Origin of the sequence: Acinetobacter lactucae (assembly GCF_001605885.1) — a bacterium.
GTDB classification, from domain to species: domain Bacteria; phylum Pseudomonadota; class Gammaproteobacteria; order Pseudomonadales; family Moraxellaceae; genus Acinetobacter; species Acinetobacter lactucae.
The window spans coordinates 94,668-117,857 of sequence record NZ_LRPE01000036.1; the positions used below are offsets into that span (position 1 = coordinate 94,668).

20 protein-coding genes are annotated in these 23,190 nt (G+C 38.8%); 13 read left to right on the forward strand and 7 right to left on the reverse strand.

Annotated features, from left to right (window positions below; genetic code table 11):
* Positions 1-166: 166 nt before the first annotated feature.
* The 4 genes from tfpB (at position 167) to AWW73_RS13530 (ending at position 4,471) form a co-directional block, all read left to right on the forward strand.
* A complete protein-coding gene (gene tfpB, locus AWW73_RS13515; protein ID WP_062849900.1) occupies positions 167-1,924 on the forward strand; it encodes a type IV pilus assembly ATPase TfpB in 1,758 nt (585 codons plus the stop codon).
* Positions 1,925-2,004: 80 nt separating this feature from the next.
* Positions 2,005-2,364, forward strand: a complete 360-nt coding sequence (locus tag AWW73_RS13520; protein ID WP_016145899.1) for a NirD/YgiW/YdeI family stress tolerance protein — start codon at positions 2,005-2,007, stop codon at positions 2,362-2,364.
* 107 nt (positions 2,365-2,471) lie between these two features.
* Entirely contained in the window at positions 2,472-3,134 is a 663-nt protein-coding gene (locus tag AWW73_RS13525; protein WP_016145898.1) for a response regulator transcription factor, read from the forward strand.
* Positions 3,131-4,471: a sensor histidine kinase gene (locus AWW73_RS13530; RefSeq protein ID WP_062849901.1), complete on the forward strand. Its 1,341-nt coding sequence runs from the start codon at positions 3,131-3,133 to the stop codon at positions 4,469-4,471. The genes AWW73_RS13525 and AWW73_RS13530 overlap by 4 nt, the downstream gene beginning before the upstream one ends.
* A 72-nt stretch (positions 4,472-4,543) precedes the next feature.
* Here AWW73_RS13530 and hemP read toward each other — a convergent pair whose 3' ends face one another.
* A complete protein-coding gene (gene hemP / locus AWW73_RS13535; RefSeq protein ID WP_002118129.1) occupies positions 4,544-4,714 on the reverse strand; it encodes a hemin uptake protein HemP in 171 nt (56 codons plus the stop codon).
* A gap of 136 nt (positions 4,715-4,850) precedes the next feature.
* Between hemP and AWW73_RS13540 the strand changes: the two genes are divergently transcribed.
* Positions 4,851-5,750 (forward strand): NUDIX domain-containing protein, encoded by a 900-nt coding sequence (locus AWW73_RS13540; protein WP_016145896.1) that lies wholly within the window; start codon positions 4,851-4,853, stop codon positions 5,748-5,750.
* 25 nt (positions 5,751-5,775) lie between these two features.
* Here AWW73_RS13540 and AWW73_RS13545 read toward each other — a convergent pair whose 3' ends face one another.
* Both AWW73_RS13545 and mrcB read right to left on the reverse strand, forming a co-directional pair.
* Positions 5,776-6,324 carry a tetratricopeptide repeat protein gene (locus AWW73_RS13545; protein WP_016145895.1) on the reverse strand — a complete coding sequence of 183 codons (549 nt, stop codon included), beginning with the start codon at positions 6,322-6,324 and terminating at the stop codon, positions 5,776-5,778.
* A 21-nt stretch (positions 6,325-6,345) separates the two neighbouring features.
* A complete protein-coding gene (gene mrcB / locus AWW73_RS13550; RefSeq protein ID WP_016145894.1) occupies positions 6,346-8,742 on the reverse strand; it encodes a penicillin-binding protein 1B in 2,397 nt (798 codons plus the stop codon).
* A gap of 185 nt (positions 8,743-8,927) precedes the next feature.
* On the opposite strand from mrcB, the gene AWW73_RS13555 reads away from it, so the two are divergent.
* Positions 8,928-9,836: an NAD(+) kinase gene (locus AWW73_RS13555; RefSeq protein WP_016145893.1), complete on the forward strand. Its 909-nt coding sequence runs from the start codon at positions 8,928-8,930 to the stop codon at positions 9,834-9,836.
* The gene (locus AWW73_RS13560; protein ID WP_049064370.1) at positions 9,833-10,105 is read left to right on the forward strand and encodes a YeaC family protein; all 273 of its coding nucleotides are present in this window, start codon (positions 9,833-9,835) and stop codon (positions 10,103-10,105) included. Before AWW73_RS13555 ends, AWW73_RS13560 begins: the two co-directional genes overlap by 4 nt.
* A gap of 201 nt (positions 10,106-10,306) precedes the next feature.
* On the opposite strand, the gene AWW73_RS13565 is transcribed toward AWW73_RS13560, so the two are convergent.
* Positions 10,307-11,320 carry a glycosyl transferase family protein gene (locus tag AWW73_RS13565; RefSeq protein ID WP_062849902.1) on the reverse strand — a complete coding sequence of 338 codons (1,014 nt, stop codon included), beginning with the start codon at positions 11,318-11,320 and terminating at the stop codon, positions 10,307-10,309.
* Between the two features lie 504 nt (positions 11,321-11,824).
* Here AWW73_RS13565 and AWW73_RS13570 point away from each other — a divergent pair.
* The gene (locus tag AWW73_RS13570; RefSeq protein ID WP_016145891.1) at positions 11,825-13,183 is read left to right on the forward strand and encodes a dicarboxylate/amino acid:cation symporter; all 1,359 of its coding nucleotides are present in this window, start codon (positions 11,825-11,827) and stop codon (positions 13,181-13,183) included.
* Between the two features lie 164 nt (positions 13,184-13,347).
* A complete protein-coding gene (locus AWW73_RS13575) occupies positions 13,348-14,493 on the forward strand; it encodes an acyl-CoA dehydrogenase family protein (RefSeq protein WP_057105903.1) in 1,146 nt (381 codons plus the stop codon).
* A gap of 51 nt (positions 14,494-14,544) precedes the next feature.
* Here AWW73_RS13575 and AWW73_RS13580 read toward each other — a convergent pair whose 3' ends face one another.
* Positions 14,545-15,171, reverse strand: a complete 627-nt coding sequence (locus tag AWW73_RS13580) for a hypothetical protein (protein WP_062849903.1) — start codon at positions 15,169-15,171, stop codon at positions 14,545-14,547.
* 88 nt (positions 15,172-15,259) lie between these two features.
* Complete coding sequence (locus tag AWW73_RS13585; RefSeq protein ID WP_062849904.1) at positions 15,260-16,204, reverse strand: alpha/beta hydrolase; 945 nt, start codon at positions 16,202-16,204, stop codon at positions 15,260-15,262.
* 184 nt (positions 16,205-16,388) lie between these two features.
* Between AWW73_RS13585 and pheA the strand changes: the two genes are divergently transcribed.
* From pheA to AWW73_RS13605, 4 genes are all read left to right on the forward strand, one after another.
* Complete coding sequence (pheA, locus tag AWW73_RS13590) at positions 16,389-17,498, forward strand: prephenate dehydratase (RefSeq protein ID WP_062849905.1); 1,110 nt, start codon at positions 16,389-16,391, stop codon at positions 17,496-17,498.
* A 108-nt stretch (positions 17,499-17,606) separates the two neighbouring features.
* Positions 17,607-19,853 (forward strand): bifunctional prephenate dehydrogenase/3-phosphoshikimate 1-carboxyvinyltransferase, encoded by a 2,247-nt coding sequence (locus AWW73_RS13595; protein WP_062849906.1) that lies wholly within the window; start codon positions 17,607-17,609, stop codon positions 19,851-19,853.
* Between the two features lie 127 nt (positions 19,854-19,980).
* On the forward strand, positions 19,981-20,364 hold the full coding sequence (locus AWW73_RS13600) for a hypothetical protein (RefSeq protein ID WP_004643460.1): 384 nt from the start codon (positions 19,981-19,983) through the stop codon (positions 20,362-20,364).
* Positions 20,365-20,531: 167 nt separating this feature from the next.
* Entirely contained in the window at positions 20,532-21,992 is a 1,461-nt protein-coding gene (locus AWW73_RS13605) for an aminoacyl-histidine dipeptidase (RefSeq protein WP_062849907.1), read from the forward strand.
* Between the two features lie 49 nt (positions 21,993-22,041).
* On the opposite strand, the gene AWW73_RS13610 is transcribed toward AWW73_RS13605, so the two are convergent.
* Entirely contained in the window at positions 22,042-22,998 is a 957-nt protein-coding gene (locus AWW73_RS13610; RefSeq protein WP_062849908.1) for a ribonuclease Z, read from the reverse strand.
* Between the last annotated feature and the right edge of the window lie 192 nt (positions 22,999-23,190).

Genomic DNA, 23,190 nt, shown 5'->3' on the forward strand with positions numbered 1-23,190 from the left:
AGAATAGTGTCTTTTTTAGACAAAAAAATATGCAAAATATTTTTATAAATATGATCTGTGACACAAAAAAATATTAAGTTGAGAATTGGTTTAATTAATTGAAGTTGAAGGATATTTAAATCTAAACCATCTCTGCTATATTATAAAAATATATTGGGGATAACGCATGAATGCACATGTCGAAATAGATACCTATTGGTGTCTAGAACAACTATTACAAGAAGGCCGTATAACAGAACGAGATAAATTACTGGTACAGTCAATCCACCGCCAAAAAGACCAGTTAAAGTGGCATCCATTACAGTGGATTGCCCATTTTAATTTAAAAGATCAGCAACACACACATGCTCATCTAAGTTTAAACCGCTTATGTTTATGGTTTGCAGATCGAGTTCAGCTACCTCTATTTGTGATAGATCCTTTAAAGGCAGATGTCAGTGCCTTAACGCAGGTCATGTCACAAGAGTTTGCCATTCGCAACCATATTTTAGCTGTTGAAATTCATGCTGACCGAATAGTGATTGGAACAGATCAACCATTTCAAACAGATTGGTTAAACAATCTGGAGCGGAGTCTGGCACCTAAGAAAATTGAGCGGGTACTACTCAATCCTGAACAGTTACAGCGTTATTTGCGAGAATATTATCAGGTGAGTCGTGCGGTAAACTCGGCTCAAAAAGATGCGGCTCATGACCGCGACACTAAAAATGTTGAAGCGCTTTTGCAGCTTGGCGATAGTCAAAACCCAGATGCCAATGATCAGCATATCGTGAAATTGGTCGACTGGATTTTGCAGTTTGCATTTGAGCAGAGTGCCAGTGATATTCACATGGAACCGCGCAAAGATAACGGTAAAGTTAGATTCCGCATAGATGGCGTGCTACACACCATTTATAACATGCCTTCAAATACGCTGACCGCAGTGATTTCTCGAATTAAAATTTTAGGCCGTTTGAATGTAGCGGAAAAGCGTAAACCGCAAGATGGGCGATTAAAAACTCGTACACCGAAAGGTCAAGAAACCGAATTACGTTTATCGACCTTACCAACAGCATTTGGTGAAAAACTGGTTATGCGTATTTTCGATCCTGATGTGCTGGTGCGTTCTTTTCAGCAATTAGGTTTTGAGGAGCGTTTATTACAACAGTGGCAGCAATTAACAAAAAATAGCCACGGCATTATTTTAGTCACTGGCCCTACAGGTTCCGGTAAAACAACCACGCTATATTCTTCTTTAAAGCAGCTTGCAACCGAGCAAGTCAATGTATGCACCATTGAAGATCCAATTGAAATGCTAGAGCCTAGTTTTAACCAAATGCAGGTGAATAATGCAATTGAATTAGGCTTTGCAGACGGTGTGCGTGCGCTGATGAGACAAGACCCTGACATTATTATGATTGGGGAAATCCGTGACCAAGACACGGCGAATATGGCCATTCAGGCGGCATTAACAGGGCATTTAGTATTATCAACTTTACATACCAATGATGCACCGTCTAGTTTGACTCGTTTACATGATTTGGGTGTACAGCCATTTTTGACTGCCGCAACCATTTTGGGTGTTCTAGCACAGCGTTTAGTACGGCAGCTTTGCCCGCACTGTAAACAACAAACTCACATTAATGAGGATGAGTGGGAACATCTCACATTTGACTATATTATGGAAATGCCTGAAACAGTTTTTAAGGCAGTAGGCTGCGAAGAGTGTCGTCATACAGGCTATAAAGGGCGAATTGGTATTTATGAATTTATGCCAGTCAGTCTTGAGCTTAAGCATCTTATTAGTAGTCATGGGATGTTAAATGATTTGAGAACTCAAACTAAAAAAGAAGGTATAGAACCTTTAAGAATTGCTGGGGCTCGTAAAGTGATTGAGGGGCTGACGACATTAGAAGAGGTATTGCGGGTTGTGCCATTAAATTAAGTTTTTCTTAAGATTCACCTCATTTATGCTTGATTTAATTGCTTTATCCCAAGAGGGAACCATAAACAGAGGGTAATAATATGAATATGCTTAAAGTAATGTTGATGACTGCTGGTATGACTGCTGCTGGCGTAGTTGTGGCAAATACACCAGTGAATCAAGCTGCAATTGCTCCGGCAACTGTCACCACAGTGAAACAGGCATTAACCTCAAAAGATAATACACCGATCAAATTACATGGTCAGGTTGTAAAGTCTTTAGGTGATGAAAAATATCAATTCCGTGACAAGACAGGTAGTATTACAGTTGATGTAGATGATGAACTTTGGCAAGGTCGTCCTATTTCAGCTAATACAAATGTAACTTTAATTGGTGAAGTAGATATTGATTATAAACCTTTAAAACGCGTAGAAATTGATGTAGATCAAGTTCAGTTCTAATGAACAAATCTCTAGATTTACTACTTTTAGCCGCATTTAAATAATGCGGCTTTGCTTTTTTTATGAAGGCTTGGCAAGATAAAATCAGGATATAACAGGAAAAAGAGATGAGAATTTTGCTTGCAGAAGATGATCGCTCTCAAGCTGAAAGCATTCAATCATGGTTAGAGTTAGATGGTTATCAGGTCGATTGGGTCGAAAGAGGTGATTATGCACTTACGGCAATCGAACAGCACGACTATGACTGTATTTTACTTGATCGGGGCTTACCGCAACTGGCTGGTGAAAAGGTTCTAACAACGATCCGCCATAAACAAAAAAATGTACCTGTTATTTTTATTACTGCACGTGACAGCATTCATGATCGGGTAGAGGGGCTAGATTTAGGCGCAAATGATTATTTGGTTAAGCCTTTTAGTTTAGAAGAGTTATCGGCCCGCATCCGTGCTCAATTACGCAAACAAACTTTGAGTCAGCAATCCATCTTAACGTGGGGTGACCTACAACTCGACACACAAGCAAAAGTCGTATTAAGCGCGGGAAAATCTATCGATTTAACGGCAAAAGAATTCCAAATATTGCGTAAGCTGATGGTGCATCCTGAGCACATTATTACCCGTGATCAATTAGAAGAAGCACTTTATTCATGGGGTGAGGAAATTGAAAGTAACGCGATCGAAGTATTTATTTATCAGCTTCGAAAAAAAATCGGAAGTAGCAGTATTAAAACCATACGGGGGCTAGGCTACCGTATGGGAGATTTAAAATGAAATCGAACCCCTCATCCTTGCAGTCGCAATTGGTTAAAACCACGATGTGGAGTAGTGTCGTGGTGGGGCTACTGGCTTTAAGCTTACTCACCATATTTTCGATCTATCACAACATGTCAGTGCAAGACGAAATCATGGATGAAATTTCAGATACTTTGCTGGTTTCCGATCTTTCTGGACACTCTATGAAACAGTTTGATGAGCTGAGCGATGAATTTGATATTCAGTATGAGTTATTAGATACAGGCCAAGTATTGACCCATTCCCATAGCTATCAGCATGAACTTTTTGAACAAGGTAACTTGTCAGAAGGTTTTTCGTATTTTTGGTTTGATGGTCAATTGTGGCGTAGTCTGGCTGCACAACAAGAAGACTCTCAACTGCAAGTTGAAGTTTTTCAGCCAATGAGTACACGTGTTGAAGAAGTACTCAAAGCACTTGCTGGATATAGCGGTCTTATGGTGTTGTTCTGGCTATTGCAATGGGTCATTGTAAGTTGGCGTACCGAGCATCAATTGGCTGCGCTAAATTTGCTTTCTAGACGGATTGCTCAAAAAACTGCATCAAATTTAGAACCAATTCAAGAACCGGATGTCATTACAGAAATTCAGCCTGTTATAGATGCTTTAAATCAATTACTTGCAAGGTTGCAAAGGGCTCTTGTAGCTGAACAGCGTTTTACTGCAGATGCTTCGCATGAGTTACGTTCTCCATTATCTGCCATACAAATGCGTCTTCAGGTTTTGCAGCGTAAATACCAACATCTTCCAGAACTTCATCAAGATTTTGAACGTATACAAGAAGACGTTTCTAGAAGTACAAAAATACTTGAAAATTTATTACTTCTTGCACGCTTGGAACCTAATGAAGCTGAGCAGCCAGAACTTCCTAAGACGGTTATCGATTTAAATTACTTACTGGCAAGAGTCATTGAAACTATAGATTTAGATGCGAAAGCTAAACAGATGTTGATAGAGGTAAATACCTTATCGACAGAAACAAAAACATATGCGAATGAAGAATTACTGTTTATTGCTTTTAGAAATTTATTTGATAACGCCATTCGTTATAGCCCGACTTTAGGCTCTATTCATGTTGAGATTAGTCGTCATGAACAGCAAATTAAGGTCTCTATTGAAGATACGGGGAATGGGGTAGATGATGAGGTATTGCAACGTTTAGGGCAGCGTTTTTTTCGGGTACTCGGTACTCAGCAGCAAGGTTCTGGATTAGGCATTTCAATTACGCGAAAAATTATTGAATTACATAATGGCAAGTTACGTTTTATGCATGCTGAACAAAGTGGTTTGAGAGTAGAGATTATTCTTCCTTCATAAAAAATAGCATGGTTACCCATGCTATCCATTTTTTGTTTTCCCACGAATATTATTGAAACGCGAGTGTATTTTTTATTTAGTTAAAATTAGACGATTGTTGCGAGTGAGGCGTAAACGATATTCCTCGCCAGCATGCATAATGCGGATTTCACGGCCTAATGCAAAGAGGTTGTTAGAATGTAACATTGGTAAGGCGTGAGCTGTGTCATTGTTACGAGTAAATAAGCTAAAAGGTGCGTTCATTTGTTGTGCTCCGTGGTATGTTCTTGAACGATTTAAATGATAATCATTATCGAATAGATCTGTCAATGGAATTTTTAAGATTTTATAAATTGATAAAATTTGCTTACACTTGAGAAAAGTTTTAGAGAGTAAAAAAATGCCCAAACCGATTGTTGATGTCGCAATAGCCATCTTAATTCATCGTGGAAAAATATTAGTAGGATGGCGCCAAGAAGAGCAGCATCAAGGTGGAAAGCATGAGTTTCCAGGGGGGAAAGTTGAGCAGGGTGAAACACCAGAAGATGCCTGCCGCCGTGAAATCTATGAAGAAGTGGGCATTGGTTTAAAAGATTGGCATCAGTTTGATTATATTCATCATGAGTATGATGACATTATCGTCAATTTACATTTATTTAATAGTTATGTGCCTGATGAATTATTAAATCTTATTCACCAACCATGGGCATGGTATACACGTGAACAGTTGCTTCATTTAAACTTCCCGAAAGCCAATAAAGACATTATAAAACGACTCTATTGGCCTCATCTCATCAAAATTAGCAATACACTTAAACCTGTAGAAAACAGTGATGCCTTATTGTATTGGCGTATTGAGGATGAATCTGAGCAGCAATATATAGAGCAATTAACTGCTTTAGATGAAGAGCAACGATCAAATTTAATTATTAATGTAGATATGTGGCAGCAATTAAGCCCTGAATTACAAAAACAGATTAAGACTGTTCATTTAAAACAATCTCAGCTCATGAATTTGCATAAAGGCGATTTAACGGTGGGCGTACGTTATATTGCCGCCTGTCATGATGCCGTTTCTTTAAAACAGGCTCAGCAGATTGGTTGTGATGCTGTTTTTATTAGCCCTGTAAAGCCAACTACAACTCATTCAGAGGCTGTAGCATTGGGTTGGGAACGTTTTAGTGATCTTGCTCAAAATAGCCAGATTCCGGTTTTTGCTTTGGGTGGAGTACATCCTGACGATTTAACTATTGCACAGCAGCATGGTGCATATGGTTTAGCCGGTATTCGTAATTTCTAATAAGAAAATAAATAAGCATTAAAAGCTAGAGAGCTTTTAATGCTTGCTGTGCTTCTTGAACAGTTTTTTGATTATTGCGTTGTTGCCCAGCTTTTAAGATGACCAACCAAAGCTGTTTTTTCATAGCCTGACTTTGAGCAAAACTCAAACCACGTCGCGCTAAAGACTCAGCATTAGAATATTGCTGTTTATGATTTGCCGTAAGTGCAAGAAACAAATAGGTCTCCGCCGCTTGTGGTGCTAAACGCTGGGCTTGAAGTGCATAGCGCTCAGCCTCTGACCATTGCTGATTTTTATAAGCCTGCTGTGTTTTCTGCATTAAAACTTTAAATGCAGGTAATTGACTGCCATCATCACTAAAACGTTGAGGCTTTTTTTGCTGAGGAACAATGACCTGTAAATTTTTGCGTTGAATTTCCGGATGATCATAAGGCGTAATTTTTACGCCTGATGAATTTTCTGTCTTTTTGGCTGGAGGAGTAGGTGTTTTCTCTTTGGAGTCAGAATGATCAGGCAAAGTTGTACAGCCAACCATAAGAATAGCACCAATATAAAAAACACCTTTCTTCAACATATCCTAATTTCCTGTTAACACTTAGTTGTTATAACTACCACTTGAAATTACACGTGAGTTGTTTGCCAGATCTTGTTCCATCTGGTTTTCACTTTCACGAATATAGCTGTCGGTATTATCATCCTGAGAGTCAGGAATTGTGTTATCACTTTGTGGCGTATATGTTGGATCAACTTGATAATAAGGCGCTCCACATGGCGTAGCACGATGCGGAACCGTATGCGTTAGCATTGGGATATACATTGCACCATCACAAGCTTGTGCAGATAAATCACCCGTTGCACGGTCAATCCATTGCCACTGTACAGTGTCTGGTTGACGTAGATTTACAGGCGTTTGACGTAATTGTTTCATCACATTAATCCATACTGGCAATGCACCAGATGAACCCGTTAAGCCAGTCACTTTGTTATCATCTAAACCTAACCACACTACAGCAACGTGATTACCAGAGTAACCCGCAAACCATGAGTCACGTGTATCGTTAGTCGTACCTGATTTACCTGCCAATTTTAAAGCTGGAGATAAGCTGTTGTAAGCTGCACGTCCAGTACCTGAAGACATGACCTGTTGTAGACCATAATTCATAATGTAGCCAACAGACGGATCAATCGTTTGTTGAACATTCAGGCCATAACGGTCAAGGAGGCGACCATTAGCATCTACGACAGATCGGATCGCACGTGTTGGATATTTAAATCCACCCGTAGCAAAGTTCTCATAAATTCCCAATACTTCCATTGGTGACATATTGACTGCCCCAAGGAAAATAGAAGGGTAGGCAGGAATCGTTGATTCAACACCAAACTTTCTTAAATTATTAGTAAAAGTTGATAAACCAAATTCTTGACCCATGCGTACAGCAGATAGGTTATATGAGTTTGCTAATGCTTCACTCAAGCTGACTACACCATGTCCACCACCACTATAGTTTTTAGGTGTCCAACTTTTGCCACCATCTACAGGAATACTAATTGGTGCGTCTTCAATTTGACTTGCCCAGTTGTAGCGTCCAGATTCAATAGCGCTTAAATAAATCACAGGTTTCAGTAAAGAACCGACTTGGCGTTTTGCATCCACAGCACGGTTAAAACCAGTAAAGTCTTGAGTAGAACCAACTGCAGCAACTAGCTCGCCGTTTTCTGGATGGGCAATCAGTACAGCACCTTGTAAATTTTTCAAACGTGCTGGGTTGCTGTTTGCTAGGCGGTCTACTGAAGCTTTAAAAGCATTTTGAACTTGGGTTTGAGTAATCGGATCTAAAGTCGTAAAAATACGTAAGCCCTGATTGGTTAAATCACTTTCTTGATATTCTGTACGTAATTGACGACGCACAATATCTAAAAAGTCAGGGAATTTTGCAGGACCTAAACTTGGTTTACTTAACACATTTAAAGGACGCGCAATTTCATCTTCATATTCAGCCTGAGTTAAATAACCCATAACACGCATATTATTTAACACGGTATCGCGGCGTTTTTTTGCACCTTCTGGATTTTTCCAAGGATTATACAAAGAAGGACCTTGTACTAAACCGACTAAATAAGCTTGTTGTGCAACGCTAAGCTCACGTAGTGGTAAGCCAAAATAAAATTGAGAAGCCAAACCATAGCCATTAATTGAGTAACTACCATTTTGGCCTAGATTCACTTCATTTAAATATGCTTCTAAAATTTCATCTTTGCTGTAATGCAGCTCGATGAGTAAAGCCATTAAGGCCTCATTGACTTTACGTTTTAATGTGCGTTCAGGTGTGAGGTAGAAGTTTTTAACTAATTGTTGAGTCAGGGTTGAGCCACCTTGGCGCTTTCCGCCTGTAACATTACTCACTAATGCACGGGCAGTACCACGAATCGAAACCCCATGATGATGATAGAAATTACGATCTTCTGTTGAAATTAAAGCTTCAATAAGTGGTTTAGGAACGTTATTTAATTTAATAAGCACACGGTCTTCATTGTGTTGAGGATAGATTCCTCCAATGAGAAGGGGCTCTAATCGTGCAACACCTGTTGAGGATGGCTTTGTACTTCGAACCTCAACCACCTGATCGTTCGCAAAACTTAACTCTAATACTTGTTCGGGCTCAACACTGTCGCCGTAATCAAAACCACGCGTATGGATATACATATTGCTACCCTGAGCAACATAGGTTCCAGACTTGTCATAATTACTTGAAGTTTTGTAACCCAAAAGTTTTAATTCTTGAGTGAAATTTGCTTGGGTAATAGGCGCGTTATTATAAATTTCTAAAGGACGTGCAAACACTTTAGCGGGAATATCCCACCGTTGTCCTTCAAATTTTTCACGGATAATATTATCTAAACGAATCAGATAGATACTAAGAGCAATAAAAGCACCAATGACCAAAATGGAAAAGATTAGTGCAAAGAAACCGATACCACGTTCAAACTTCATAAAGATGAGATAAAACCCTAACAATGCCTGTAATGATGCGATAGCTTGTCATCAATTTGCAATGATAAAACTGTGAATAATTGGAAAACTTAGATTGAATTTTACAGCATCTTGTTGTTATGTTTTTTTAAATTAATCAGGTTAATGTTATTATAGCCCAGTATCGCAGCGGAGCTTACTCATTCGTGCAAATTTCACATAAGTCCTTCAGAAACGTCGGGTTAATCGGTCGACCAGATAAATCATCAGTAGTAGAAACTCTATGTTTAATTCATGATCATTTGTTGAACCTAGGCTTAAACCCCATTTTTGATCAGGAAACTGCTGAATTAGTGCCTTATGATCATGCACAGGTAGTGAGTCGTCATTTACTGGGGGAAGTTGCGGATTTGGTAATAGTTGTAGGGGGGGATGGTTCTTTACTCCATGCTGCTAGGGCTTTAGTTCGCTATAATACGCCTGTTATTGGCATTAACCGTGGGCGATTAGGTTTTTTAACTGATATCAAACCTTCAGAAGCTATTTTCAAACTTGACCAAGTACTTCAAGGACATTTTCAACTTGACCGTCGTTTCTTACTGGAAATGGAAGTAAGAACAAATGGTGAAGTCATTTATGATGCGATTGCATTAAACGATGTCGTTTTGCACTCGGGCAAATCGGTACATATGATTGATTTCGAGCTTAACATTGATGGTCAATATGTTTATCGCCAACATAGTGATGGTTTAATTGTTTCTACTCCAACTGGATCAACGGCTTATGCATTGTCAGGTGGTGGACCAATTTTACATCCAAGTATGGATGCTATTGCATTAGTTCCAATGCATCCCCATACATTGTCATCACGTCCCATCGTAGTCGGTGGTCAAAGCGAAATTAAAATCGTTATTCGCGAAAATCGGGTGTTACCAATGGTGAGTGCAGATGGTCAGCATAGTGTCTCGCTCAATGTTGGAGACAGTTTACACATTCGTAAACACCCATTTAAACTAAGTTTATTGCATCCACCAGGTTATGATTTCTATATGGCCTGCCGTACCAAACTTGGTTGGAACCAAGATTTTGAATCTTTTCAAAGAGATGAATCATGAATATTGAACAAATGCTATCTGTTTTAAACCCTGAAATTGTAGAGCGTTTAAGAACAGCAGTAGAAATTGGTAAATGGCCAAATGGCGTTGTTTTAACAAAAGAGCAGCGTGAGACTTGTATGCAAGCTGTGATTGCTTGGGAGTTAAAGAACTTACCAGAAGATCAGCGTAGCGGTTATATTGACCGTGGAACAAAAGAAGAAGGTGAAGAGTGTGATGACGATCATCACAAGCATGAACCTGAATTTAAACCAATTCGTTTTGTTTAAAATTTAATAAGACAGAAATTGGATTTGGTTATTTCATATAGCCTTGAATACCATGATTTTTCATGAGTTATAGCATATAGGCTTTTATTACTTTTAAAGGATTAAAAGTAACCAAAAATCCTTTGTATCACTGACGATACTTCCATGTATCGCAGTGATACGGTCGACATCCATGTCGACCTTCGCGATAGCGTCTGCTAACTATGAGTTAAGATTGCTTGAATTACGTGTTTCCCATAACAATTTTGCTTTTTGCATTGCTTCTTCAAAATTAGCAACAACGCCCATCGTATATAGCGCGATTCCGATGGTTTCTGTTACTGCCATTTCACCATATTCATGTTGCTGCTGACCAAGCCACACTGCTTTAAAAGTAGCTAAATCTAATTCTTCTTCAATTGGGCTACGTTCAGGAGTGAGCTTTGGTAACTCATGTTCATAGAGTTCACCATTTTTAATGCCGCAGATGAGTGTCTTCGCATCTGGATTTCGCTCAAATTCTCCACCTTCACCTTTAATGACGGCACTATTTTGATAGCCTAAGCGCAGTGCACTATGTTGATGGGAAGTTCTATAAGCTGGATGGAATATTGCTTGTAAGGTAGCTTTAGCGTTAAAAGGATTAATTAAACGGGCCAAAGTATGTATAGGAGAACGTAATCCCATGACATTTCTAAGAGAAATCAATTCACTTAAAACTGGTGAAATCACGTCCAGCGGTAAGTAAGCAAAATTTTGCTCTGCTAACTGTGTGCGAACTTCTTGTTCAGAATGGCAAATTTGATAACCAAGATATTCTAAAACTTGCTCGGTATAAACACGGTTAAGCGTATGACCTGAAGCGCCATGCATAACAATCTTATGACCATGCTGTGCAAGTGTAAGAGCGGCTAACAAAAACCATGGATAGTGTTTTCGTTTACCTGCATAAGATGACCAATCTAAATCGACGTCTAAAGGTTCAAAATGAAGCTGATCTTTGGTTGCTTGTACGAAACCTGCGAGTTCTTCGATAGATTCCTCTTTAACCCGAAGTAGCATTAAAAATGCGCCAAGCTGAACGTCTAATACTTCACCTTTTAAAATCATGGTAAATGCTTGATAGGCTTCTTCGTAGCTTAAAGAGCGAGATCCGGTTTTCCCCTTACCTAAAATGCGGACATATTGAGCAAAGGGGTGTTCAGCATCTTTATAGATATTACGTTTAGTATTCATCGTAGTTCAAAAACAATAAAAATGATGGGATGTAGGCAGCTCAAAATGAAATGTCCACAAGTATTTAATCAATATGACATAAAAAGCTGCTGAAAAAATATCAAAAGTGTTTCTTATACTAAAGTCTTAGGGCTGCCTGAGTGTTTTTTATGCGTATTAGCCAAAAAATTAACCGAATCGTTATTTAATTCGAGTAAACTTTCCCGTGCTTTTTTGAGCATTCATATCATAATTTTATGTGATTCTCCTATATCTTCAGCTTTTTATTGAAAAAGTAAGAGGTTATTTCTAGCTACTCAAAGTGGTTAGAAACTTCAGGTATTCTCCTGTTTTAGAAAACATCTATTTTGTTTTCATTGAGGTAGTAGGAAGGTTTTTTGTTCACAAAAAACCATTTCCCTTTTGCGGTGTTAATGTGAAAGGTTAGGGCTGTGTATTCGTAAAGAATAGACGTTTCATTTTGGTATTTCCAACGGACTTGGAAATATAGATTGAAGTAAAGTTATGGCTAAAAAACCGATTTATAAATCACTTTATTTTCAGGTGATTATTGCGATTATTGCGGGTATCTTGGTAGGACATTTTTCTCCAAGCTCCACGCAAATTGTCAATGGTGTTGAACAACATATCCCAGGTTTAGGTGAGAAACTCAAGCCATTAGGTGATGCCTTTATTCGTTTGATCAAGATGATCATCGCTCCAGTTATTTTCTGTACCGTTGTAAGCGGTATTGCTGGCATGGAAAGCATGAAGTCAGTCGGAAAAACTGGTGGCGTTGCATTGTTATACTTTGAAATCGTTTCAACAATTGCACTTCTAATTGGCCTTGTTGTAATTAACATTGCTAAACCGGGTGTAGGGATGAATGTTGACCCTACTACTCTTGATACTTCGGGCATTCAAAAATACGTCAGTTCTGGTGAGTCACAATCTACCATTGATTTCTTAATGCACATTATCCCAGATACGGTGGTTGGTGCATTTGCAAATGGTGAAATCTTACAAGTCCTTCTTTTTGCAATTCTGTTTGGTTTTGCTTTACATAAGTTAGGTGATGCAGGACGCCCAGTTTTAAAATTTATTGATCAAGTTGCACATGTGTTCTTTAACATTGTGAACATGGTCATGAAATTGGCTCCGATTGGTGCATTCGGTGCGATGGCATTCACTATCGGTAAATATGGCGTTGGTTCACTTGTACAATTAGGGCAGCTCATTATCTGCTTCTATATTACGTGCTTACTCTTTATCTTCTTAATTTTGGGTACAATCAGCCGTATTAGTGGATTCAGTATCCTTAAGATGATTCGCCTGATTCGTGAAGAGTTATTAATTGTACTTGGTACATCTTCTTCTGAATCTGTTTTGCCTCGCATGTTACGTAAACTTGAAATTGCAGGTTGTGAAAAGTCTGTAGTTGGTTTGGTTATTCCAACAGGTTATTCGTTTAACCTTGATGGTACATCAATTTATTTGACTATGGCCGCAATCTTTATTGCTCAAGCAACAAATACGCAGCTTGATGTTCAGCATCAGATTACTTTATTGTTGGTACTCTTAATTTCATCTAAGGGTGCTGCGGGTGTAACTGGTTCTGGTTTTATTGTTATGGCAGCAACTTTGTCTGCTGTAGGACATATTCCTGTTGCAGGCTTGGCATTAATTTTAGGTATTGACCGTTTCATGTCAGAAGCACGTGCATTAACCAATCTTGTTGGTAACTCATTAGCAACGATTGTTGTTGCAAAATGGGTCGGGGCTTTAGATAAAGATAAGCTAAATGAGGCTTTAAATAATCCAGATGAAGTCGACAGAAAAATGATGGAACAAAAAACTCCTCAAGTCGCTGAAGGTTTAGATTAATTCAAATAAACCTATATAAAAAAGGAAGCTTTGGCTTCCTTTTTTTATTGGCTGACTGAAAAGTACAGTTTTAATGAGCAGCTACGTCATGACAGTAGCTTAAAAAATGATTAGCATGCACAGCAATGAGATTCGATAAAACAATAAAGCTGAAGGAAAATATTATGTTGGCATACGATGCAGATTTAGAATTATTCCGTGATAATTTTAAACGTTTTATGAATGAGCATATTGCACCGCAATACGACCAATGGGAACGCGAAGGAATTATGCCTCGCTCTGTCTGGAATCAACTGGGCGAAAATGGCTTTTTATGTGTGGATGTTCCAGAAGAATACGGTGGTTATGGTGTGCCAACCTATTATTCATTGATGTTGGTTGAAGAATCGGCACGTGCTGGATTCTGTGCATTATCAACAGCGATTTCTTGTCACTCTGAAATTGCTGCACCGTATATTTTGCACATCGGTACAGAAGAGCAAAAACAATATTGGTTACCGAAAATGGTAACAGGTGAAGTGGTTGGTGCAATAGGTATGACGGAACCAGGAGCGGGTTCGGATTTACAATCAATGCGTACTAGCGCCATTTTGCAAGACGACCATTATTTATTAAATGGTTCAAAAACCTTTATTTCAAATGGACAGCATGCTGATCTTGTTGTGCTTGCAGTGAAAACTGATCCTCAAGCGCGTGCAAAAGGCGTGTCATTATTATTGGCAGATACGCATTTAGAAGGCTTTAAAAAAGGCACAAATCTCGACAAAATCGGTCTGCATTCTCAAGATACTTCTGAACTATTTTTTGACAATGTAAAAGTGCCTAAAGACCAGTTACTCGGTCAAGCTGGGCAAGGTTTTGCTTACTTAATGCAAGAGTTACCTCGTGAACGTACAGCCATTGCATCTACTGCAATTGGTGCTATTCGTGGTGCAATTGATTTGGCAACTGCTTATGTAAAAGAACGTCATGCATTTGGCCAACCCATTTCACAGTTCCAAAATACTCGTTTTGTTTTAGCACAAGCAAAAATTGATGAGCTTGCTACAGCGGCTTTTTATGAGAGAAATGTTGCTCTATATCAAGAAGGCAAGCTAGATGTTGAGACAGCTGCAGCACTTAAAAGTTTCAGCACTGACATGCAAATGAAAGTCGCCGATAACTTGCTGCAACTCTTTGGTGGTTATGGTTATATGACTGAATATCCAATTTCACGTTTCTTTGTAGATGCCCGTATCCAACGTATTTACGGTGGTACAAATGAAATTATGAAAGAAATCGTAGCACGTGGATTAATTGGCAAAGCCTAATTAAGCAAATTAAAAACAGCCTGTCTTAGAACAGGCTGTTTTTGTTTTTAACTATTTAGTCTTCTGTTGAATGACAGGATAGTCTTGTTGTTTTGGTAATTGTTGTAATGCATGATTCATCTTTCTTAAAAACTCATCTGCTTCATCTTGATGAAATGAATCTTCTGTGTATTCACTACGTTCTTGAAATACGACACCACAACCAGTTATTTTCATATTTTCAGGATTAAATGACCAGTCATTTGGATTCTTTAAGTTAATGTTCAAATCACTTTCACAGCTTTTCCATAAACGTAAAAACTCATTTGATAATTCTGCTTTAAATCCTCGTGCTGGATAGACTGAGAAGCCTTTCATTTCGGGATTAGAAAACTGTATAAACATGTCTACTGGCATACCGCCCCAAATGATTTCTGTATCTTCTGGTAAAGCAATGCCTGATAAATTTTTCTCTTTTAAAGCATGTGTTTGCTCAAATTTCTGTCTGAAATTTTGGGACTGATAAGTCAGCTTGGTTTGGGGTGGGACTGGAATACCACGAACTTGATTACTGACAGTCGTCCTATAGTACGGAAAATTATCAGTACCATTGCATCCTGCGATTAAGGGGCAACCGCCACAAGCCGTTAAACTAAAACTTGTAAGACCCAGTAGGCCTAAAACAATAATTTTATTCATTCTATTTTACTGTTGTTATGACGTCTTTAGGTAGTATAGCTAATCTAGACATTGAGACGAACTGAGCTTTTAAGAATCGAGTAAGTTTTTATTGGGCTGTCTTCTGCTTCTGCTCATCAAACAAGGATTTACAGCTTTCTAAATTTTGACACGAAGCAAACATAAGGGCTTTAGGTAAGCTCGCATACAAATTTGTAATGTGTTGTTCAGCAGGATTATAAAAATGCCAATAACTAAATTGGTTTGAACGTTTATTTTCTAAATCTTTAAAGAAATCTGCTTCATTAAATTTATTACCAAATTGAGTACGAGGGCCGCCTTGCTCATGTGTACCGACTGTAGTCATGAGCAAAGGGAAATGATTTGGCTTCTGACTTTGCCAATGATTTAACTGCTGAAATAACATGCCTTGGTCAAACCAGAGAGAAGGGCTTGCAGCAAAGTAACGCTGAAATGCATCAGGCTTTTGAAAAAAATGATAAAGCACAAACAAGCCACCAAAAGAGTGCCCATAGAGGCTTTGTTGCTGGCTATTAATTGGAAATTGTTTTGCAATAGCAGGTTTGAGTTCGCTATTTAAAAAAGCAATAAACTGATCAGCACCACCATATTTATATTTACCTTGTGCTTGAAATTCAGCAGAAGATTTTGGAGTGTAATCATAAGCACGTTTTTGCACATCAAAAGTTTTTTGCTGAGGGTAACCAACCGCGACGATCATGAGTGGGTCTAGGCCTAATTTTGCAGAACCAGCGCCAATCGATTGAGCAATATTGGCAGCACTTGGAAATGTGGCATTCCCATCTAAAATATAAAGTACAGGATAACCATGTTGGGGCGGGGTGACAGGTGGTTTATAAATTTGAATAAGATAATCATGGCCTGTATGTTGAGATTTAATTTGAAATTGCGTCTGATTATTTTGAAAAATGATTTTTGATTGATTTTGTACAGACGTTTGAGCCAAAACAGAGCAGCTTATTAAAGTACTTAATAAAAAACTTGAAGATAAAAAGAAAAATGATTTATGCATAATGAGGAATAATAAAATTTATTATACGAATGATAAATGAAAATCATTATCAAATAAAGTGATCAAAGAAATGTGCGCAAAAAGGTTAATGAAAAAAGCTCTTACAGCTATATTGCCTAACAAATCAAAGCAGACTATTGTTATACTCTCGTTTAAAAGATGATTTTACTGAGGCTGCATTCTAATGATCAACGATGATCAAAACAAAACGACTTCTCTTAGTTTGGAACAAATTCGCGAAGATATTGATAGTGTAGATCAACAGATTCAAGAATTATTAAATCGCCGCGCAAGCCTTGCTGAAGCTGTTGCAAAAGCTAAATTTGCTTCCGAAGAGAATCCTTTGTTTTATCGTCCTGAACGTGAAGCACAAGTCTTACGTAAAGTTATGGAGCGCAATCAAGGCCCTTTGTCTGATGTAACCATGGCACGTTTGTTCCGTGAAATTATGTCTGCTTGTCTTGCTTTAGAAGCGCCGCAAAGTATTGCATTTTTAGGGCCAGAAGGTACTTTTACTCAGTCTGCTGTGCTTAAACACTTTGGTAAAGATGCAGTTGTTCGTCCATTACCAACAATTGATGAAGTGTTCCGTGAAGTAGAAGCGGGAAGTGCACATTACGGCGTAGTTCCAGTCGAAAACTCATCTGAAGGTATTGTGAACCATACTTTAGATTGTTTTAAAACATCGAATTTAAATGTGATTGGTGAAGTTGAATTACGTATTCATCATCAATTCCTAATCTCTGAAAATACACGTAAAGATAGTATTAAACAGATTTATGCACACCAGCAAACTTTGGCTCAATGTCGTCAATGGTTAGACGCGCATTATCCGGGTGTTGAACGTGTTGCTTTAAATTCAAATGCAGAAGCTGCACGTCGTATTCGCAACGAATGGCACTCAGCAGCGATTGCATCTGATATTGCAGCAGGCATGTATAACCTTGAAATCTTACATAGCAATATTGAAGATAATCCTGAAAATACCACTCGTTTCTTAGTGATTGGTCGTGAAAAGATTCCACAAAGTGGTAATGATAAAACTTCATTATTAATTTCAGCGCATGACCGCGCAGGTGCTTTATTAGAAATTTTAGCGCCGTTTGCAAAACATAATATTAGCTTAACAAGTATTGAGACTCGTCCAGCATTACCTGAAAAATGGGCATATGTATTCTTTATCGATTTAGAAGGGCATATCGATCAAGAGAATGTTGCTGCTGCAATCAATGATATTCGTCCAATGGTGAAAGAGCTTCGTATTTTAGGTTCTTATCCTGCTGCTGTTCTATAAACACTCATGTTGGAATAATGACATGTATCAAATAGAACATGTCATTATGCTTAAAAAACAAATTGCTCAAAGATTTAAATAATTTTGAGCAAAAGCAAAGTTGAAGTTATGTCACAACCCCTATTTAAAAAAGTTGCATTTATTGGTTTAGGACTCATCGGGTCGAGTTTGGCGCGCGTTATTGTTGCAGAAAATTTGGCGACAACTATTGTGGCATCTACACGCTCACAGAAAACTTTAGAAGATGCAAAATCACTTGGCTTAATACAAGAAGGATTTTCTGATCCTATTGAAGCCGTGAAAGGGGCCGATTTAGTTGTTTTAGCCTTGCCAGTGCGTGCGACGCAAAAAGTGCTTGAGCAAATTAAGCCTTATTTGTCAGAAACCACGATCTTAACCGATGTGGGTAGTACAAAAGGTAATGTCGTAGATGCAGCAAAAGCTGTATTTGGTGAGGACCTACCAGCAGGTTTTGTACCGGGACACCCTATCGCGGGTAGTGAGCACACAGGTGTTCATGCAGGTAAGGTTGATCTATTTGCAAATCATAAAGTCATTTTAACGCCGTTGCCAACAAGTGCAGAATGGGCTGTTGATAAACTGATTCAACTATGGTCAGTTGCGAAAGCTGAAGTTATTTGTATGGATGTTGCCAAGCACGATGAGGTTTTGGCGCATACCAGTCATTTACCGCACTTAATGGCATTTAATTTGGTCGAGCAACTTGCAAACCGTGAAGATAATCTTGATATTTTCCGTTATGCAGCCGGTGGTTTTCGTGATTTTTCGCGTATTGCTGCCAGTGATCCACAAATGTGGCATGACATTTTCTTTGCCAATAAAACAGCGATATTAAATGCTGTAGATGGATTCGAAAAGCAACTTACCGTACTTAGAAAATTGATTGAAAACGAAGATTCTCATGCATTAATGGGTTTACTCGGCCATGCTCAGGCAGCACGTCAGCATTTCAATCACATGTTAGCCAAAAAACCTTTAATGGAGAAAAATAAGGTGACACAGCAATTCAGTATCTTACCGGGAAATAAAACTTTTAAAGGTAAATTTACCGTACCGGGTGACAAATCTGTGTCACATCGCTCCATTATGTTTGGTGCTATTGCCGAAGGCACGACTCATGTCACTGGCTTCCTTGAAGGTGAAGATGCTTTGGCAACTTTGCAAGCTTTCCGTGATATGGGTGTAAGCATTGAAGGCCCTAAAAATGGGGAAGTGACCATTCATGGCGTGGGCATGCATGGCTTAAAAGCGCCAGCAAGTGCATTGTATATGGGGAACTCAGGAACAAGCATGCGTTTACTTTCAGGCATGTTGTCAGCACAAAAATTTGATTCAGTGATGACGGGTGATGCATCGCTTTCTAAACGTCCAATGGAGCGTATTGCTAAGCCATTGCGTTTAATGGGTGCGCAAATTCAAACAACAGGTGAGAAAGGTACACCACCTGTCAGCATTACGGGTAGCCAGCAATTAAAAGGTATTCAATACGATTTACCTATGGCCTCTGCTCAAGTGAAGTCAGGTATTTTACTTGCTGGTTTATGGGCTGAGGGAGAAACTTCCGTCACTGAACCAGAACCAACTCGTGACCACACAGAGCGCATGCTTCGTGCATTTGGTTATGATGTTAGAACCGAAGGCAACAAGATTTCTCTTGTTGGTGGCGGCAAACTAGTAGGTACTGATATTCAGGTTCCATCTGATATTTCATCTGCTGCTTTCTTTATGGTGGGTGCTGCAATTACCGAAGGCTCCGATGTTGTTTTGGAAGCTGTAGGTATTAACCCTACACGTACTGGTGTAATTGAAATTTTAAAACAGATGGGTGCTGACCTCACTGTTGAAAATGAACGTATTGCTGGTGGTGAACCTATTGCTGATATCCATATTAAAGGTTCACGCACGCTTAAAGGCATTCATATGCCTGAAGACCAAGTACCTTTAGCAATCGATGAGTTCCCAGCTCTATTTATTGCAGCAGCTTGTGCTGAGGGCCAAACAGTACTTACTGGTGCAGCAGAGCTTCGAGTGAAAGAATCTGACCGTATTCAAGTTATGGCAGATGGCTTAAAAATTATGGGCATTGACTGTACGCCAACTGACGATGGCATCATTATCGAAGGTAAAGGTAAGTCAGGAGACTGGTCACCAATCTTTGCTGGTGGTGAAATCGAATCACACCATGACCACCGTATTGCTATGAGTTTTAGTATGGCTGGTCTTCGTAATTCTGGTCTGATTACAATTCATGGTACTGAAACTGTGGCCACGAGCTTCCCAACTTTCACTGAGTTGGCGAATCGTGCAGGCTTAACGATTGAAGTTAGCCAATAACTTTTGATCTAACACATTTTATAATTGCTAACACAATAGCAACTGCAGCAGCGAGCTAAAGGCTTGGCTGCTGTTTGTTTATTGCTTATGCTAAGCGAAGATAATGATAAAAGTGTTAGGACAAAGGATGAAAAAATTACAATTTATTGCCAGTTGCCCACAACATGGGGTGCTTGATCATCCACCAAATGAATGCCATATCACACAAGAATATGTAGCAGCTTTACTATTTAAGCAATTGGGGCATTATGGTTTTGATGCACAGCACATTGTGCATGAACATGAAAAGGTAGAAGTGAGTATTGATAATCATCTTTTGCCATTATCTATTACTTGCCAGAAAACAGACCATGATGGGCATTTGATGTGTGAAATTTCTGCCAATCCAGATGAAGAACAAGATTGGTTTGAGAAAATTGAAACACAGAGCATTATTCGTCAACTTGCGCAGGCCGTTGAAAATAGTTTGAAAGCCGATCAGAGTTTTTCAGCATTTGAATGGAAAAACTAAGTCTAAGACTGTTAAGACTTATTTATGAAGTACGGCTTTTTTAAAAAAGTCGTACTCTTTAGATTAAAGATAAAAATACAAAATCTTTCCTGAAATTCCTACCTATCTTTAATGCATTGTGTATATTGAAATTATTAAGATATTTACATAATTAGAGTGTGGTTTTCATGACACAAGTCAATATTGCAGCGTTATCTCCTCAAGTTGTTTGGCAGCATTTTCAAACACTTTGCACTATTCCGCGTCCTTCAAAGCATGAGCAGCAACTTCGCCAATTTTTACAGAACTGGGCACAAAGTCGGAATTTAGAAACTTACGTAGATGAGGTCGGTAATTTAATTATTCGTAAGGATGCGACTGCGGGTAAAGAACATGTAGCTGGAGTCATTCTCCAAGGCCATTTAGATATGGTCACGCAGGCTAACACTGGTACTGTACATGATTTCTTTAAAGACCCGATATGCCCAGTTCTTGAAGACGGCTGGTTAATTGCCAAAGACACCACCTTAGGTGCTGATAATGGCATTGGGGTCGCTTTAGCTTTGGCAGTTTTAGACTCAAATGATATTGCTCATGGCCCAATTGAAGTTCTTTTAACAGTTGATGAAGAAGCGGGCATGAGTGGTGCGCGGCTTTTACAGGCAGGTGTGCTAAAAGGAAAATGGTTATTTAATATTGATACGGAAGAGTGGGGTGAACTATATCTGGGTTGTGCTGGCAGTATTGATGTTGAAGTCGAACAGTCGCTCACTTATGAACCAATTCCTGAAAATTTAACGGTTGTGAATATTCAGGTCGCTGGTCTTAAAGGTGGTCACTCTGGTGTAGATATCCATTTAGGACGTGGTAATGCCAACGTTATTTTGGCGCGTTTTTTAAATCAGCATTTAGCAAAGCTTGGTGGACGTCTTGCTGAGTTTACCGGTGGTACAGCTCGTAATGCTTTACCTCGCGAAGCTGTAGCAACCATTGCCATTTCATCTAACCAATTGCCTGAATTAGAACAATTACTCGCTGAATATCAAACAGCATGGAAAAAACAGCTACAAGGTATTGATGACAATCTACAATTAAGCATTCAACCCAATAATGCTGAATTGACCGAAGTGATTGTTCAACGGCAGCAAAATGAATGGTTACAAGCTTTGGCGACAAGTCCTTATGGTGTTGCAAATATGAGTCAGGTTCTACCAGATGTAGTTGAAACCTCAAACAATATTGGGATTGTAAAACTAAAGCGAGAGGGTGGAAAAGCTGTTTTAATGGTCCGCTCAATGGTGAATCAAGAAGCTCAAGATTTTGCAGAAAAAATTCAGGCACATTTTAGTCAATTTAATATCGGTTCTACACTTACTCCGTTAGTATCGGGTTGGACACCAAATCCAGATTCGGCTGCTCTAAAGTGCTTACAGCAAGCATATCAACATGCTTTTAATATTGAACCAAATCTCAAAGTGATTCATGCAGGCTTGGAATGTGGGATTATTGCTGAACACTATCCAGATTTACAGATGGTATCGTTTGGACCTGATATTCAGGGCGCTCATGCACCGGGTGAACGAGTCAAAGTTGATACTGTAGAGAAATGCTGGAAGTTGTTGGTAACAGCTTTGGCATCTGTAGAGTAATTTTTTTAGAAATAAGAAGCTCAGTTATGAGCTTCTTCAACTTTAACTTTTACTCGACTTTTAAAAGCTGTCCAGCTTCATTTAAAGTAAATTCATCAAAATCATTCGCTAAATAAAAATGACCTTTATAAAATTGGCGAACTTCTCCGGTAATAGCTTGCTGTCCAATTTTATCCTGATGCCTAGGACTAAAATGTGTCAGAATTAAATTACTTAAAGATTGCTGTTCCGCAAACTCAGCGACCATTTTTGCTGAGCTATGCATTGGTCCTTTACCAACTTTATCCAAAACCATTTGTAAATAAGTCGATTCATGAATAAGTAATTGAGCATCTTTGCAAGCATCTGCTAATAGTTCAGGTTGATCATTATCACCACCTATAACTGCGTGGATTTGCTGATTCTGAACTTTGATAAAGTCTTTCGATTTTAAAATTCGTCCTTCAAACTCAACATCATAACCTCGTTTTAAATGTCCCCAGATATCGCCTTTGGGTACACCAAGCTGAGTTAAAGTTTGGATATCTAACTTCTTCTGTGTAGATTTTATATAAAGACTAAAGGCAAAACTTGGGACACGATGGCTTAGAGGGTGTGCCTGAACAATGAATTCATCAGTGATCTGTTGTGGCTGCATTGCTTCATTCACATCAATAAATTGAAGGGAATAGGGCAAATATAAATCTGTAAGTTGCGCTGTAATTTCAAACCATTGCTGTATTTCTTTCGGTGCAATTACGGTTAGTGGTTTGGTACGAGCATTCATGCCTGCACTTGCCAATAAGCCAACTAGACCGTAACAATGGTCGCCGTGAACATGTGTAATACAAACGGCTATTAGGTTTTGTAAGGATAGCCTAGCTTGCTGAATACGATGCTGTGTCCCTTCGCCGGCATCAATTAAAATCCAGTCTTTATTTTTGCTGTTACGAACTGCTAATCCTGAAACATTACGTGTTAGGGTTGGTACACCTGAAGATGTGCCTAAAAAAGTAAAATGAAGCATATTCTTGGAATTTTTTGGTCAAATGCGTGAAGTTATTATAAACACTTATTAAAATTTTATAAGAATCAGGGTAAACGATAATGATAGAGTAAAAAATATTTAGCCCGTTTCGGGTTAAGTTGGAATAATTTTAATAATGAAGCTGCCTATAAAATGATGGACATAAACTCAATCCATGCCCATCAAGTTATC

Coding starts and splice junctions, on each gene's coding strand:
- AWW73_RS13545 (WP_016145895.1), bottom strand. CDS start 6,324: ATGTTGAAGAAAGGTGTTTTTTATATTGGTGCTATTCTTATGGTTGGC.
- tfpB (WP_062849900.1), top strand. CDS start 167: ATGAATGCACATGTCGAAATAGATACCTATTGGTGTCTAGAACAACTA.
- AWW73_RS13525 (WP_016145898.1), top strand. CDS start 2,472: ATGAGAATTTTGCTTGCAGAAGATGATCGCTCTCAAGCTGAAAGCATT.
- AWW73_RS13570 (WP_016145891.1), top strand. CDS start 11,825: ATGGCTAAAAAACCGATTTATAAATCACTTTATTTTCAGGTGATTATT.
- AWW73_RS13520 (WP_016145899.1), top strand. CDS start 2,005: ATGAATATGCTTAAAGTAATGTTGATGACTGCTGGTATGACTGCTGCT.
- AWW73_RS13530 (WP_062849901.1), top strand. CDS start 3,131: ATGAAATCGAACCCCTCATCCTTGCAGTCGCAATTGGTTAAAACCACG.
- mrcB (WP_016145894.1), bottom strand. CDS start 8,742: ATGAAGTTTGAACGTGGTATCGGTTTCTTTGCACTAATCTTTTCCATT.
- AWW73_RS13565 (WP_062849902.1), bottom strand. CDS start 11,320: ATGAATACTAAACGTAATATCTATAAAGATGCTGAACACCCCTTTGCT.
- AWW73_RS13560 (WP_049064370.1), top strand. CDS start 9,833: ATGAATATTGAACAAATGCTATCTGTTTTAAACCCTGAAATTGTAGAG.
- pheA (WP_062849905.1), top strand. CDS start 16,389: ATGATCAACGATGATCAAAACAAAACGACTTCTCTTAGTTTGGAACAA.
- AWW73_RS13610 (WP_062849908.1), bottom strand. CDS start 22,998: ATGCTTCATTTTACTTTTTTAGGCACATCTTCAGGTGTACCAACCCTA.
- AWW73_RS13600 (WP_004643460.1), top strand. CDS start 19,981: ATGAAAAAATTACAATTTATTGCCAGTTGCCCACAACATGGGGTGCTT.
- AWW73_RS13540 (WP_016145896.1), top strand. CDS start 4,851: ATGCCCAAACCGATTGTTGATGTCGCAATAGCCATCTTAATTCATCGT.
- hemP (WP_002118129.1), bottom strand. CDS start 4,714: ATGAACGCACCTTTTAGCTTATTTACTCGTAACAATGACACAGCTCAC.
- AWW73_RS13585 (WP_062849904.1), bottom strand. CDS start 16,204: ATGCATAAATCATTTTTCTTTTTATCTTCAAGTTTTTTATTAAGTACT.
- AWW73_RS13580 (WP_062849903.1), bottom strand. CDS start 15,171: ATGAATAAAATTATTGTTTTAGGCCTACTGGGTCTTACAAGTTTTAGT.
- AWW73_RS13605 (WP_062849907.1), top strand. CDS start 20,532: ATGACACAAGTCAATATTGCAGCGTTATCTCCTCAAGTTGTTTGGCAG.
- AWW73_RS13595 (WP_062849906.1), top strand. CDS start 17,607: ATGTCACAACCCCTATTTAAAAAAGTTGCATTTATTGGTTTAGGACTC.
- AWW73_RS13575 (WP_057105903.1), top strand. CDS start 13,348: ATGTTGGCATACGATGCAGATTTAGAATTATTCCGTGATAATTTTAAA.